The sequence below is a fragment of the Planktothrix sp. PLAVEN19ND genome (assembly GCF_057220675.1).
In genome coordinates this window covers 826,279-840,400 of sequence record NZ_CM170132.1, presented here as the reverse complement: position 1 = coordinate 840,400, position 14,122 = coordinate 826,279, and the positions used below count along the sequence as shown (strand labels likewise).

The window sequence follows — 14,122 nt, the reverse complement described above, 5'->3', positions numbered from 1 at the left end:
TTGAGCCAATACAATAGGTTGTTCATAGAAAGAATGTTGTGGTGCTGAATTTCTCAACAGAAATATAACTTATAAAGCTGTTCTTTAAAAAATTATTTAAGGAGAATTGATTGGTGAATCAAGATGCTATTCATCGAAAGATTTTGATTTTATCGGCTAACCCTAAAAGAACAAGTCCTTTACGGTTGGATGAAGAAATGCGAGAAATTAAAGAAGGATTGAAGCGATCGCAGTCTAGGGATTTATTTTCTATTGAATCCGCAGAAGCAACTCGATATCGAGATATTCGCAGGGCTATTTTAGATTATCAACCGAATATTGTTCATTTTAGCGGACATGGATCGGGGGAAAATGGTTTAGTTTTTGAAGATGACACCGGATGTCAAAAGTTAGTGGATACGGAAGCGATCGCCGGACTGTTTCAATTATTTTCTGAACAGGTGGAATGTGTGGTACTGAATGCCTGTTATTCGGAAGTCCAAGCTCAAGAAATAGCCAAATATATTAATTATGTGATTGGCATGAGTCAGGCGATTGATGATAGAGCCGCGATTGAATTTTCAGTGGCGTTTTATGATGCGTTAGGAGCGGGTCAAACTTATAATTTCGCTTATAATTTAGGATGTAATGCAATTAGGATGGCTGGAATATCTCAAGAATTTATTCCTCGCTGGTATGGCGAAAAGGTTGAAAAGTCTACTGTTAAAACTTCACGTTTGATTAAACCCCCTGAATCCGATTCAACTGTTTCTAACTCAGGAGATAAAAAAATGACAGGCGGACGTAACATTAATATTGGAACTGGTAATTATCGGGAGATATCGGTAAATGACCAAGGACAATATGTAGAAGGAAATTATTATAATAATTCAGCAGAGAAACAAAATCTTGCTGAAGTTGCGAATGAAATTCAACAATTGCTTGAACAACTCAGCAAAGCTAACCCCACGAATACAATGACGGGAAAGATGAAAATAGCAGGGGAAGTGATCGAACAAATAGAAAGTAATCCAGCGTTGATGAAGCGAGTTCTCGGTGCATTAAAGACGGGTGGTGTTAGTGCTTTTCAGCAAGCTCTCAATCATCCAGCCACGAGTTTGGTAATTAATGCTTTGGAAGAGTGGCAAAATAGCAAAAGTTAGGAGGGTTTTAAGAATAATGCGATCGCCCTTAACTTTTAAGCCAAGCAATTTTCTCAAGTCTCTAACTCCCGAAGAAAATCATCTACAGAACCTACTGTAATCATACCTTGTGCCGCTTCCTGTCGAATTTCTTTAATTTCTTCGAGTAGTTTTTCTCGACGGTTTCTCTGTAGTCGCTTAACTAAGATTTCAACGATTAGGTTTTGTTCCTCAATTGAGAGGGATTCTACTGTATCCAGTGCTTGTTGAAGCCTTGAGGTTTGTAATCCTTCGGACATAAATTTTTGATATAAAAAATCTATCTTTTGATTATAACATTATGAGGAAGATTTCATAACAAGATTTAGCTTTCTTCGGGTTCGGAACTGTTCTGAACATTCCCTTCAATATAACTACCTTGGTCATTAACGGAGGTTTCTCGATAATCGCCTTTATTAATTTCAATATTGCGATCGCCTGAAATTTCCGTATCGCCTTGGGACACATCCACAGTTCCCGTTAAATCACCGCCAACGACTCCACTAATATTTCCCTGGACGCTACTAATGGTAATATTACCCCGACTTTCTTGATAAGTTTCCACATAAAATTTAGGTTGCTGAATGGCATTTTCTAGTAACTCTTGAAAACGGATAATTTGCTGATCTTTTTCAGCGACAGCGGCTAAAAACGCTTGTAAGTCGCTGTAAGTTCCCGATTTAATTTGGTTATAGATGGCACTATATTCTTGACTGAGGATTGAACGGTTAGCCTCATCAGTAACTTGAGCTTGGAAGTGAATTTTTTCGTTTCCTCGTCCTTCAATTGAAAGCACTTTTAGTCCGGCTTCTGGGTATTTTTCAATTAATTTCTGAAATGCGATCGCAGCTGCACTTGGATCGACTCCTTGATGGTGAAAGATATCCAGAATAGTATAATTTTCTGCCACTCTCCGTAAATCAATATTTTGAGTTTGGTAGAGTTTTTGAGTTTTAATAATTGGCGCGATAAAATCAGTGAAGTCTCCATCTTTAAACGTTTCATTACGGTTATCCGGTTTACGCCAAGGATCGGGGTCTTCTTTGGTTTCTAAACGCATATAAACATATTCACATTTAATCCCGTCAAATTGGGTATCGAGGGAAATTGCCCAATCTTGAATGCAAGCACCTGTTAAGATTGCATTCTTGAGGTTAGTCCCGTAGAGTTGAGCTTGAGCGAGTTTAGCGCGTGTTAAATTTGCTCCTTCTAAGGTGGCTTCACTCAATTTTGCATTAATGAAACTAGCATCGGTTAAGTCTGCATTTTGTAAGTTACATCCCCGCAAGTCTAAACCATCGAAGTTCTGATCGCGTCCATCTCCTGTGACAAGTAATTGCCTAATTTTTTCATTTTCTAAATAGGTTCCTTCGACTTTGGCTGTATCTAAGTTTTTGGCATTTCGCCAACAGGTACGAGTTAAGTTTGCTTTGGTAAAGTTCGTATTAGCTAGAATTGCTCCTGTAAAATCCGCATCGGTTAAATCAGCTTCTTGAAAATTGGTTCCTTTTATTGAACATATTGTTATAGCAAGCGATCGCAAAACTGAATACCGCCAATCTCCAGTAAGTGCCTGCCAACCAATATAAATTGCCAAGCTAATGGTAATTACAGTGCTCAATAATGATAATAATATAGCCCCATATATATCTATAAAATCAAAGCCTGTATAATTTAAAAAAAACGTAGGAGCAGCAGAAACAAGCGCAAGAAAGCCAACGAATATCGCAACTTTAACCTTATAGTTTCGAGTAGTCAATGTTCCCAGAATAACTATAACCGAAGTTAATATTGTGAAACCTGCTATTACTCCTATATCCATGATTAATCCAAACACTAATGGCCCTGTAAAATCTCGGCTTTCATCTGTACTAGGAGCAATAGCAAATATAAAGATAGCGCTACTAAAAATCGCAACTGTGAAAGAAGCCAGAGTATTTCTAAATTCTTTATATAGAGCAATAATAAAAAAAGCCAATAAAACAAATAAACTAATTAAACAAGCTATAACGTTTTTGCCAAGGATAAACATCAAGTCACCAATTGCGATACATGACCAAAATATAATTATTCCAGCTAAGATTGATAAAATTAATGATATACAAATAAGTCCAGACTGAAACAAAATTGATACTCCAGCTTTAGCATAATTAAACTTTACATTTTTAAGAACAGAATTTTGAAAGCTAATTCCTCTAATATCAAGCTGATTAAAATTTCTTTCTGTTAAAATTTTGCCTATTAGTCTTTTATGAGCCTTTACTTCTATCATTGTTAGATTTATTCTCAGTCTTATTGTTGTTAGACTTATTCTCAGTCTTATTATTGTTAGACTTATTCTCAGCCTTATTATTGTTAGACTTATTCTCAGTCCTATTATTGCTAGATTTCCTGGCGTTTTCTCTCTCTTGTGGTATGCTTATGAATGCTGGATACAGACCACTACCTCCCGGATCGCCTTCAGGTTGACAAAGTTCAAGCAATTTTTGATAATCCTCCTTTATAAAGGATAATTTTTGTACGCTATGATTTTTCAAAATACAGCCCATTACATTTGTTCTTTCATCATTTAAAGCATCTGTAAATATTTTTTTAATTTGATTTTTAAGCAGAGATTCTTGTTCAATAAATGAGTTAGTTGTTGTACTAATTTTTATTATTGATAAAGCTGTATAAAACCGTAGTCTTAAATCTATTGTGTTATTCTCTAAATTCTGCTTAAAAAAAGTAATAATATCTTGTTTTAATACCGAATTTTTTATAGAAGTTTGTTCTAATTTAACAACTATTTTTTCTAATTGAATAATAAGTAATTCTCCTAATTCATTAACTACAGAATCCTCATTCAATTTTTCTCTATCGTATGAAATTGAATTTATATCTTTTTCCAGATATTTATTACTTTTTTCTATGATATTTATAAACTTATTTTTTAAGTCAGGATCGTTAGCTAATTGAGGCTTTATTTTGACTAATTCTAAAGTTGCAGTTACTCGTACCCTTACATCTCTATCATCATTTTTTATGATTTCTTTTAAGATAGTAACAATATCATTTTTGAGACTATCATTTTTATTAACAATTTTTCCTAACTCTTTAACAATATCAGATTGAATTATTGGATCTTCAGATTTCAGTTCTGAAGGTTTAGCCAAACCTAGAATTGGATTAAAAATATTTAAAATATTTTCGTCAGCCGTTTTTCCTAAGTATGAAATTACAGTTGATTTTAATAGGTTAACATCTTTTATTTCAGAAACTTTATTAGGGTTTTTAAATAAATCAACCAGAAATATTTCGAGACTTTCTTTAGCTTCTTGATTACCATTAATTGCCAGATAAAACATTAATTGAGCAAGATAATCATTTCTTGTTGACATCAAAGATTGTTTCAAAGAAGAAACTTCTTTTGCAATAATTTTTATATCCGTAGCATAGCTTCCTATAACTGCTAATGCTTCAGCAGCAACATTGGAAATTTTTAAGTTCGGATCTTCAATAATTTCAGCATTATTTAAGTTTTTAATTAAAATTTTAATCATAGTTTCTGTTGGTTCTTCTCTAAGATAGGCTAGAGAAGTAGCAGCAGCAAACTGTAGATTAGGATCATTGTCTTGCTTGATAGCTTGATTAAAAATTATTCTCATCAAACTTATTGGTAGAGTAACTTTTTTCATTTTATTATCACCGTGATCTGAATTCACTTTAATCAAATTAGGTTTACATAATTTTGACCGATCAAAACCATTTTTAAGAAAAGCACTACATTTATCATTTAAAAAAGTTTCTTTATAAAATTCTACTGCTAAAAGCATAGCCACTTGATTTTGTATTTCTTGATCGTCTATTTCGACGGCTTTTATGAGTACCTCAAGTTTCTTATTTGTTAAAGGCATCAATCCGTTACCATTGACACCGATTTCATCTCTAGCTTCCTGAATTACTTTTCTGACTGCTGTACGAGTTTCACGACCAAAAATCCCATCTTCTTTGACTTGAAATCCTGAATTATTCAACTGACTCTGAAGCTCACGAACTTTCTCCCCTCGACTTCCCATCTTAAGAACTCCTGAACTAGCTAATGACTGGCAAGTTTTACCAGATTTCAAAGCATTGCGAGTTTGTTCTCCCACAACTCCATCCACTCTCAAGCCATGAGTTTGTTGTAGTTTTTTCACAGCAGCTTTCGTAATTTTTCCATAATAGCCCGTACTTCTAACACTTTTAGCCATACACCCAGCTTGTTTGAGATCATTCTGCAAGGCCACAACATCTTGACCTCGACTTCCTCTAGCTAATAATTCTGCGGCGAGTACAGGATGTAAATCGATCACAGGAGTGAGAATCAAAATCAAAATCAGTAAACCAGGAATAGAGGAAATCTGAATCTCAGGAACTTCTGACTGTTCCTGCTGTTCCTGCCAAATTAACCAAGCTTGAATGCACCCTAAAGTATCCATCGAATATTGTCCTTTTTGTAGTGTATCTGAACGAATCTTGAACTACGATTGTGCTTGCTTTGCCCAATTTACTGTATCTAGCCAATTCTGCACCTAGCCTAATTGCTAGTTCCACTGAACTTGGCCCCCTTGATGGCGCGTTTCAAACGTCCCTTTAGGTCGTAGCCTCTCGTTTGACCCTCAATTTAATCTGTTCCGTTGTCCATTCGGAACTCGCAGAAACCACCGTATTAATATTCCGTTGAGGCGGTGCATCTTCACTGGCTAAAAACTTAGCAAAAAACTGTTCTAAAGGTGTTTTTGCTTCCTCAGCATTTTTACGGGAAATTTCTGTATCTAATGGAGGCAATTCTAACCACTCAAAACTACTTCCATCAAGGGTTGCAAAGACTTTTAAAATATCCTCTCCTTGGTCATAACCGTCTGGTAAACTGGCATCAATTACCCAAGGAATTTCTCCTGCTGCGGGTAACGATTGATAACGTGCGCCACTAGGATATCCTTGTTTAATACTTCCATCTGTTTGAATCACTAATACGGTAATATTCAGGGTTTGGAAAGATTCATTTTTGATTTTCACCAGGACTTTTTTTCCTTCCTCCAAAATCGGAGAACCATCAACCGTATTAAAAGGTTTAGTCGTTAATTCTTCTCCGAGTTCATAGTCATCAGGTAGGGGATACAACTCAAGTTTAATTTTTCCCTGAAGGGGGGAGATGGGATCGTGATTTTTTAAGGCTAAAACGCTGTTATATTTCGATAAATGTAGTAACCGTTTGACTAAACGATCAGCAGCATTGGGGTCATCAACTTTTAACGGACGACATACATTAGTCAGGGGAATTCCATTGGGATCTAAAATTTCATACTCTCCCGATGAATTAATCGAAATTTGATAATCAACTTCTTCATCCCCTGACGCTAATTCTATCCAACCTTTTGCCGTTTTAATAGCAGATTCAACGGCATTTAAAACAATAGTAGGTTTAACTGTTAAGGGTTGACTTCGCAGTTCTTGAAAACGAATTTTACGAACTAATTGCAAATTAGGATAAAGCAACAGTGCGGGCGCGCCTGCTTCAATATCTTCAAGGGTATGATTATCTAAAAATTGGGTAATAGTTGCCCAAGATTTAACTCCACCCAGTTTAGTAACTTTTACTAATGCAATTCGTTGTTCTATTTTGGTTAAATCTGTTGCTGTTAATTGATAAATCGCTAATTCCGACCCCTTTCTAATGCCATGGGCTTGACCAACGGATAACTCAACTTGATTTTTTTTTACATCAACTTGTCGAACAAATCCAGTGAGTTCTAAGGTGCTAATAGTATTGCCAAAAAAGCTGCGATCGCCCTCTCCCTGCAACATGGGGGTTTGTCGTCGTTCAGCGACATTAATTTTGGCTAAAATTTGATTATGTAGAGCTTTTGCAGAGGTTCCTGTTCCCAATTCTTTGAGGGATTTTAATAACCAATAGGTTAACGCCCCATTCTTTTCATTTCCTTCAAATATTCGTTCATAAGCAGATTCATTATCTCGACAAGCGGCAAATAAAAGATAACCTTTGGGTTCCGGTATCCAACTTATACTATTGATATTTCGAGCATTACCTTGATCAGATTTTGAAGTTAGGTTTACACTTTTCCAATGTTGAATTAACTCCTCTATTGGTGCAACTAAACTATCGGTGGGGCGAGGGGTCATATCAATCATATCCACACCCCGCACGCCTTCATCTTTATCAGAACGGGCTGCGCCACCTGAATGACAACTATCTAAAACCAAGGTAACAATTAACCCTTTATCCACCATTTTTTGCATTAGCAAAGCTAATTCTACATCTCGAAGATAACGAGCATCTGAACGACTAATATCCGTAGGAACGAGGGTTTCATCTAACGCATATCCACCTTTTAATTGAGGATAAATGGTTGCTGCTTGGGCACCATGACCAGAATAATGAATATAAACTTGATCATTCGGTTGCGCTTTTTCAGTAATTTCTTTGAATTTAGCCACCATATTTTCATAGGTAGGCCATAGTTCTTGGGGTTCCAAAGGTTCAGGAGAATTCGGATTATTGGAAGCGGTTAATTTTAGTAAATTTGAGTCGGATAATTGCAGTGTCTCTTTCAAAAATGCTTCAATATGGTTAATATCTCGAACACATCCGCCTAAATTTCTCATTGATATTCCTCCAGGTGATGTGGGAGGTAAGTAACAATCTACGCCAATTAATAAGGCATAAAGGTTGGAGGTTGAACTTGTGGCTGAATTCATTTTAGTTACACCCTAATTGCTTGTTGAATTAAATTTGTGATCAGTAAAATAATGCCCTGCACCATACCCTATCAGTGTGTTTAAATTAAAGTTTGTGTCATGAGTAAGTGATGGGCAGAGCATTGTCTTACTAATCTAAAAAACTGTCCAATCTTGCCCTAAAAATAAGGCTCTTTCGGCTTTTCTTCGCCGTGTTAGTCCTGGCAATTCTTGATGTCCGGCTTTATTCCATCTCGGAAATTGATCCGCCGCCCCTGAAAAATCTCCTTGGTTTAATAGTTTTAACAGGGTTGATTGAAACAGGGAACCTGCACCCAAATTAAAAGCAAAAGAAACTAAGGCTGAGAACTGATTAGGATTAATTGAAACTTGTATTGCTTCTGTAACAGCTTCTTCAAATTCTGCTAAATCTTGACGGAGTAATTCTTCCGCTTGGGCTTCATTAATGCCCATTCCGGGTTCGACGGTTTGGGTATGTCCGTATCCAATTGTCCAGACTCCAACTACATCTTGATAGGCTTCTAATTCCATTCCTTCAAAGGATTTAATCAGTTTTACTCCCTCTGAATTAATTGTCATGCCGCCACGAGTTGCACTATCTATCACAACAGGAGGAACTTGATCAATAGAAGCAATGGCAAAGGTTTTAGCCAGAGTAAATTGTAAGGTTTTTTGCAGTAATTTAACCTGTCCGTGGCTGGGAATAGCTTTAATTGCTACACCGTCTTTATATTCATAAATATTGCCATCGGGAAAAATTTCGACTATTCGTTGCATTTTTTTCTCCTTAATTAATTGTTGTTTTAGAAACCGGGTTTATGAATTAAATCTCGATCCCTAATAATTGCGGGTTAGGTGTTTCTGTAGATTGGTCAATTTTACCTTTCCAAACTTCACAAACTGTTTCTGCGGTTGCTGAAGAAATTGCTTTAATAATTAGGACAGCTAAAATTGCTGCAATGGGATACGCTAATTGTAAGTTGGTGGCGAGAATAGGAGTTAATGCTCCGGCTAATTTTCCTAAATTATTTTTAAATTCTCCAGCAACTTTTCCTAGATTTTCTGTCAATAAAGTTTGGCATTGAGTTTGAATTAATTGATCATCAAACAGTTCACTACACATTAATTGATAGGCTTTGACGTTCAATTTTTGAAATAGGCGATCGCCTATTTCAATAGTATTCTGATCAAATCCGCCTCTAGGTGCTACCATTAACTCCACTTCTAAACTATCCAAAGAAGACCCAGAACTAGATCTCGCACTATTCGTGATTTGTTGTTCCTGAATCGCGAGTTGTGCCTTCAGGACATCTTCATCGAATTCTATTAGTTGTTGGGTGATTTCATCCAGTTGACTCATGATTTTTGTGGGTAATAATTAGGTTTAAAAAACTAACTCTAGGACAGGGGAAAATGACACCAACTTTCACCATCCACGTCCCAAACTGCGCGCAAATCGGGATAACTGTAGCGAACATCTCCACCACTTGCATCCGTATCATATCCCCCTCGATATCCTAACCATTTGCCATAGGGATCATTGCAAATCCAAACTGCGGCTTGATCGTCATAGCCTTTGATCACAATAATATGACCGGAATCGGTAAAATAACCATGAACAATCACCGGATTTCCTTTGGCTAAATGTTGTTTAATTTCTAGTTCTGTGGTAACATTTTTAAAAGTAGTATTTTGAAGTTTTCCAGGGCCATATTCTTGACCCCATTCTCGCAGAAGGCGCTGAAGAAATTTATATTCATGACGAGTTTTTACAGAACCTGTATATCCATATTGTTGATCCCATTCTTCGGTTTTACGAAATAGTACATCTTCGAGTTGCACATCATTATTAATGTCTTGGGCTGTGCGAGAATCAATGCCATAATATTTGAGAACCATGGCTACAGAAGTCACGTTACAAGAGCCCACAGGATGTTCTAAATTATTCAGTTGAGAATGATAAGGAACTTTTAGATCAACTTTGGGAGGAAGTACCGGAGGATATTGTTGACTGGCTTCTGTTCCGCGAGAAGTGGCTGTTAATACAATTTCCACATCATTCCCAAAACAGTAATATTGTTTGGGTGCAGTTTCAATCGAACGAGGATCAAATTCATCTAAATAAACTCGAATATATTTCCCTTGTAAATTCGGGGTATAAGCACTAATCGGAATTTCATCTCCGGCTTTATAGGTCAGAATTTCATCGGAAGATAAATAGGCGGTTTCTAAGGGTCGAACTTTCAGGAGAGAATCTGAAGTAAAGCGCAACGTATATTCTAAGGTGTTCATGTCTTTTTCCACCAAACGGGACTTTTAGGTTGTGCAAACTGGTTAAATCATAAAATCAGAAATAGAAAATAGCTCTATCTCTAAGTTCAGTATTGAACTAACCCTTGGGTGGGGAAAAAACCTATACTTTTGGCTAGGTCAAAATCAGTTATCAGTTTGTTGCATGAACTATTATAATTGGGTGTTAAATTCAACCCTAATCCCAACACAGGTGAAACCCTAATGCAGTTAAAAGATCAGCCTAAAATTGTATTAGCACAAGGGGAGGAGCAAATTCTCCTGACTCTTGATATTAATGGCACAACCCACAGGGTACAATTAGAACCACGAGTTACCCTTTTAGATGCACTGCGGGAATATTTAGGACTGACGGGAACGAAAAAGGGATGCGATCGCGGACAGTGTGGTGCTTGTACCGTTTTAATTGACGGACAACGGGTGTACTCCTGTCTGACTCTGGCAATTATGCAGCAGGGAAAAGAGATTACTACCATTGAAGGATTAGCCCATGATGATACCTTGCACCCCCTACAAACCGCTTTTATCGAACAGGATGGGTTTCAGTGTGGCTATTGTACCCCCGGACAGATTTGTGCGGCGGTGGCCTTAATTCAGGAAATAGAACGGGGATGTGCAAGTGCGGTGACACCGGATCTGACTCAGCCTCCGACACTTCAGGAACTCTCAGACCAGGAAATTAAAGAACGTCTGAGTGGTAATCTCTGTCGATGTAGTGCCTATAATGGCATTGTGGCGGCGGTGCAACAGGTGATCGGACAAACTCCCCCACCTGCTGATGCTTTAGTTTTGGTTACTGATAACTGATATGAGAAATTTCACTTATATTCGCGCCACATCCGTGCAGGATGCGGTACAGGGAATCCAAGATCACCCCCAAGCAACGGTAATTGCCGGGGGAACGAATTTAATTGATCGGTTAAAAGGATATCTGGAAACCTCCTCACACCTAATTGATATTTCTCACCTCGAGATGCAGCAGATTGAATCTCACTCCCAGGGGGGATTACGAATTGGTGCTTTAGCGAGTAATACGGCCGTTGCCGATCATCCGATCATTCGCCGGGACTATCCCCTGCTTTCCCGGGCGATTCTATCCGGTGCATCCCAACAAATTCGCAACGTGGCGACCGTCGGGGGAAATCTCCTACAACGCACACGCTGTCCCTATTTCTCCGATCCGGCTTTTCCCTGTAATAAACGACACCCCGGAAGTGGTTGTTCTGCCAGAACCGGAATTAACCGTCTCCATGCCATATTCGGGGCGAGTGATCACTGTGTGGCGGTGCATCCCTCGGATTTTTGTGTGGCGTTAGCTGCTTTAGATGCTGTTGTAGAAGCCCAAGGATTATCAGGAAAACGAGAAATTCCGATAACGGAATTTCACCGTTTACCTGGAAATACCCCCGAACAAGATACCAATTTACAACCGGGTGAACTAATTACATCGGTGATTTTACCTCCCCTAGTCTTTGCTAAATCCGGTGTTTATCTCAAATTGCGCGATCGCACCTCCTACAGTTTTGCCTTAGTCTCCGTGGCGACGGCCATGGAAGTCAGGGATCATCAGATTCAGGCGGTTCGGATTGCCTTGGGGGGTGTAGCCCATAAACCTTGGCGGGCTGTAGCCGCAGAACAGTTTTTACGGAACAAACCCGCAACAGTCGATTCATTTAAACAAGCATCAGAATTAGCTCTACAAGAGGCTAAACCCCTAGAACATAACGGTTTTAAAATAGAAATGGCAAAACGGGCGATCGAACGCGCGCTTATGGCCTCGGTTCAAACAGGAGGACAGGAATGAGCAATGTGATGGGAAAATCCGTTAACCGCCAGGAGGGACGGGCGAAAGTTACTGGAAGTGCCACCTATGCAGCAGAACATCAAATTTCGGGACTGGTTTATGGGGCTTTAATCACCGCGACGGTTGCCAAAGGTCGGATTAAAACCCTCCATCTCCAGGAGGCTCAAGCCAGTCCAGGGGTGCTGCATATTGCCACGGCTGAGAATATACCTCCACTCTCCCCCGTCGCCAATGATTGGGCAACTTCCCAAATCTATGAATCCCGTCTGCCCTTGGCCGATCACGAAATTCACTACGCTGGACAAATTATTGGGTTAGTGGTGGCCGATACTCCAGAACGCGCCCGTCATGCGGCTACGTTAGTTCAGGTGGAATACGAAACCGACACTCCTTTGATTAATCCCAAAAGTGCCTTATTTATCACCGCCCCCAGAACACCGGGTTTAGAACAGGGGGATACCGCTAAATCCCTAGAAACCGCCGAATGTCAGATCAGTGCCACCTACACAACGGCCATGGAACTCCACGCCATGATGGAACCCCACGCCATTATCGCCCATTGGCAGGATAACAACTTAACCGTTTATGAACCAAGCCAATGGGTGGCGCTGCATCAACAAACCTACGCTACCCTGTTTGGCATTCCCCCTGAACAGGTGCGGGTCGTGACTCCCTATATTGGTGGGGCTTTTGGTGCGAAAGCCTTTCCTTGGCCCCATGGAATTCTCTGTACAGCCGTTGCCCGGGAAATCCAACGCCCCCTGAAATTAGTGCTCCCCCGTCAACAGATGACGATGATTGTGGGAAACCGTTCAGCAACGGAACAACACCTTAAAATCGGGGCAACTGCGGACGGTCAACTTCTAGCCATTGAACATCATGCCAAATCCCAGACTTCCCCCGTCAATCCCACGTTTGCCGAAAATTGTATTGCGGTGACTCCGGTGATGTATGCCACGCCCAATTTATCCCTTAAACAAGAAATTGCTATTTTAAATGTGGGGATGCCTACCTATATGCGAGGGCCAGGGGAAACACCAGGAATGTTTGCCTTAGAATCGGCAATGGACGAACTCGCCTGGACGTTAGGAATTGATCCCGTAGAATTACGGTTAAAAAATGCTACCCCCGTACATCAACGCAGCCAACTCCCCTTTTCCGCTAAACATTTTGCCGACTGTTTGCAGGTAGGGGCCGAACAATTTGGCTGGAAAGATCGCCCCCAACAGCCCCGCAGTCTCACCCGGGACGGAAAATTTGTCGGTTGGGGAATGGCGGCGGCGACCTTTCCGGGTCTGCGTTTCATGGCCTCGGCAACGGTGCGTTTATTCCCCGATAGTACAGTCCAGGTGCTGACCTCTGCAAATGATGTGGGGACGGGTGCTTATACGGTGATTGCCATTAGTGCGGCGGAAACCCTGAATTTGCCCGTTGAGAACATCCGGGTGGAAATTGGGGATTCTCAGTTACCCAATGGTGGTCTAGCAGGCGGATCAATGATGACCGCAACCTTGGCCCCGGCTGTTGTGAATGTCTGTGAAGAACTGCTTAAACAGGTGAATGCCAATACCACAACCGAGGCATTACAGATATTACGGGAGTCGGGACAACCCTTTTTCGAGGCTACAGGATCATCTCAACCGGGGACGGAAAGCCGGGAATGGGCGTTTCAATCCTGGGGGGCTCATTTTTGTGAGGTAGAAGTGGATGAACCCTTGGGTCGAGTTCAGGTGACACGCTGGGTGTCGGTGATGGATATTGGTCGGGTGATCAATGCCAAGGCCGCCGCCAGTCAAATTCGAGGGGCTGTGATTATGGGCATTGGGGATGCTTTGATGGAGGAATGTCAGCTTGACCCCCATCTGGGATTACCAATTGTTTATGATTTGGCTACCTATCACATTCCTGTCCATGCAGATATTCCCCGCATTCAGGTGTCCTTCGTGGGTGAACCGGATCGGAATTTTAACCCCGTGGGGGCTAGAGGGTGTGGTGAAATTGGGATTACGGGGGTAGCCGCGGCGATCGCCAATGGGATTTATCATGCCACAGGTAAGCGACTGCGGGATTTACCCATGACTCCCGATCAGTTGTTAGGTATGTGAAC

Annotated in this window: 12 protein-coding genes; 5 read left to right on the top strand and 7 right to left on the bottom strand. The window is 40.1% G+C overall.

The genetic code is table 11. The features are described from left to right. Positions 1-113: 113 nt before the first annotated feature. On the top strand, positions 114-1,142 hold the full coding sequence (locus AC2D3N_RS03750; RefSeq protein WP_484692826.1) for a CHAT domain-containing protein: 1,029 nt from the start codon (positions 114-116) through the stop codon (positions 1,140-1,142). 53 nt (positions 1,143-1,195) lie between these two features. Here the strand turns inward: AC2D3N_RS03750 and AC2D3N_RS03745 are convergent, their stop codons facing one another. Together AC2D3N_RS03745 and AC2D3N_RS03740 are read right to left on the bottom strand one after the other, a co-directional pair. After that, complete coding sequence (locus tag AC2D3N_RS03745) at positions 1,196-1,420, bottom strand: hypothetical protein (protein WP_484692825.1); 225 nt, start codon at positions 1,418-1,420, stop codon at positions 1,196-1,198. Positions 1,421-1,485: 65 nt separating this feature from the next. Continuing rightward, a complete protein-coding gene (locus AC2D3N_RS03740) occupies positions 1,486-2,781 on the bottom strand; it encodes a pentapeptide repeat-containing protein (RefSeq protein ID WP_484692824.1) in 1,296 nt (431 codons plus the stop codon). Positions 2,782-2,953: 172 nt separating this feature from the next. Here AC2D3N_RS03740 and AC2D3N_RS03735 point away from each other — a divergent pair, with 172 nt between their 5' ends. Continuing rightward, a complete protein-coding gene (locus AC2D3N_RS03735; RefSeq protein WP_484692823.1) occupies positions 2,954-3,280 on the top strand; it encodes a hypothetical protein in 327 nt (108 codons plus the stop codon). 129 nt (positions 3,281-3,409) lie between these two features. On the opposite strand, the gene AC2D3N_RS03730 is transcribed toward AC2D3N_RS03735, so the two are convergent. The 5 genes from AC2D3N_RS03730 to AC2D3N_RS03710 form a co-directional block, all read right to left on the bottom strand. After that, the gene (locus AC2D3N_RS03730) at positions 3,410-5,620 is read right to left on the bottom strand and encodes a peptidoglycan-binding domain-containing protein (protein WP_484692822.1); all 2,211 of its coding nucleotides are present in this window, start codon (positions 5,618-5,620) and stop codon (positions 3,410-3,412) included. Positions 5,621-5,774: 154 nt separating this feature from the next. After that, positions 5,775-7,901, bottom strand: a complete 2,127-nt coding sequence (locus AC2D3N_RS03725; RefSeq protein ID WP_484692821.1) for a caspase family protein — start codon at positions 7,899-7,901, stop codon at positions 5,775-5,777. Positions 7,902-8,036: 135 nt separating this feature from the next. Further along, a complete protein-coding gene (locus AC2D3N_RS03720; RefSeq protein ID WP_484692820.1) occupies positions 8,037-8,678 on the bottom strand; it encodes a lysozyme in 642 nt (213 codons plus the stop codon). Positions 8,679-8,724: 46 nt separating this feature from the next. Beyond that, the gene (locus AC2D3N_RS03715) at positions 8,725-9,261 is read right to left on the bottom strand and encodes a hypothetical protein (RefSeq protein ID WP_484692819.1); all 537 of its coding nucleotides are present in this window, start codon (positions 9,259-9,261) and stop codon (positions 8,725-8,727) included. 38 nt (positions 9,262-9,299) lie between these two features. Further along, positions 9,300-10,193 carry a C39 family peptidase gene (locus AC2D3N_RS03710; RefSeq protein ID WP_484692818.1) on the bottom strand — a complete coding sequence of 298 codons (894 nt, stop codon included), beginning with the start codon at positions 10,191-10,193 and terminating at the stop codon, positions 9,300-9,302. Between the two features lie 222 nt (positions 10,194-10,415). Here AC2D3N_RS03710 and AC2D3N_RS03705 point away from each other — a divergent pair, with 222 nt between their 5' ends. Genes AC2D3N_RS03705 through AC2D3N_RS03695 form a run of 3 tightly spaced genes read left to right on the top strand, consistent with a single transcriptional unit; the run spans position 10,416 to position 14,120 of the window. Beyond that, positions 10,416-11,018 (top strand): 2Fe-2S iron-sulfur cluster-binding protein, encoded by a 603-nt coding sequence (locus AC2D3N_RS03705; RefSeq protein ID WP_484692817.1) that lies wholly within the window; start codon positions 10,416-10,418, stop codon positions 11,016-11,018. Position 11,019: 1 nt separating this feature from the next. After that, entirely contained in the window at positions 11,020-12,015 is a 996-nt protein-coding gene (locus AC2D3N_RS03700) for an FAD binding domain-containing protein (RefSeq protein ID WP_484692816.1), read from the top strand. Further along, positions 12,012-14,120, top strand: coding sequence for a xanthine dehydrogenase family protein molybdopterin-binding subunit (locus tag AC2D3N_RS03695; RefSeq protein ID WP_484692815.1), 2,109 nt, complete (start codon positions 12,012-12,014; stop codon positions 14,118-14,120). The genes AC2D3N_RS03700 and AC2D3N_RS03695 overlap by 4 nt, the downstream gene beginning before the upstream one ends. Positions 14,121-14,122: the final 2 nt, after the last annotated feature.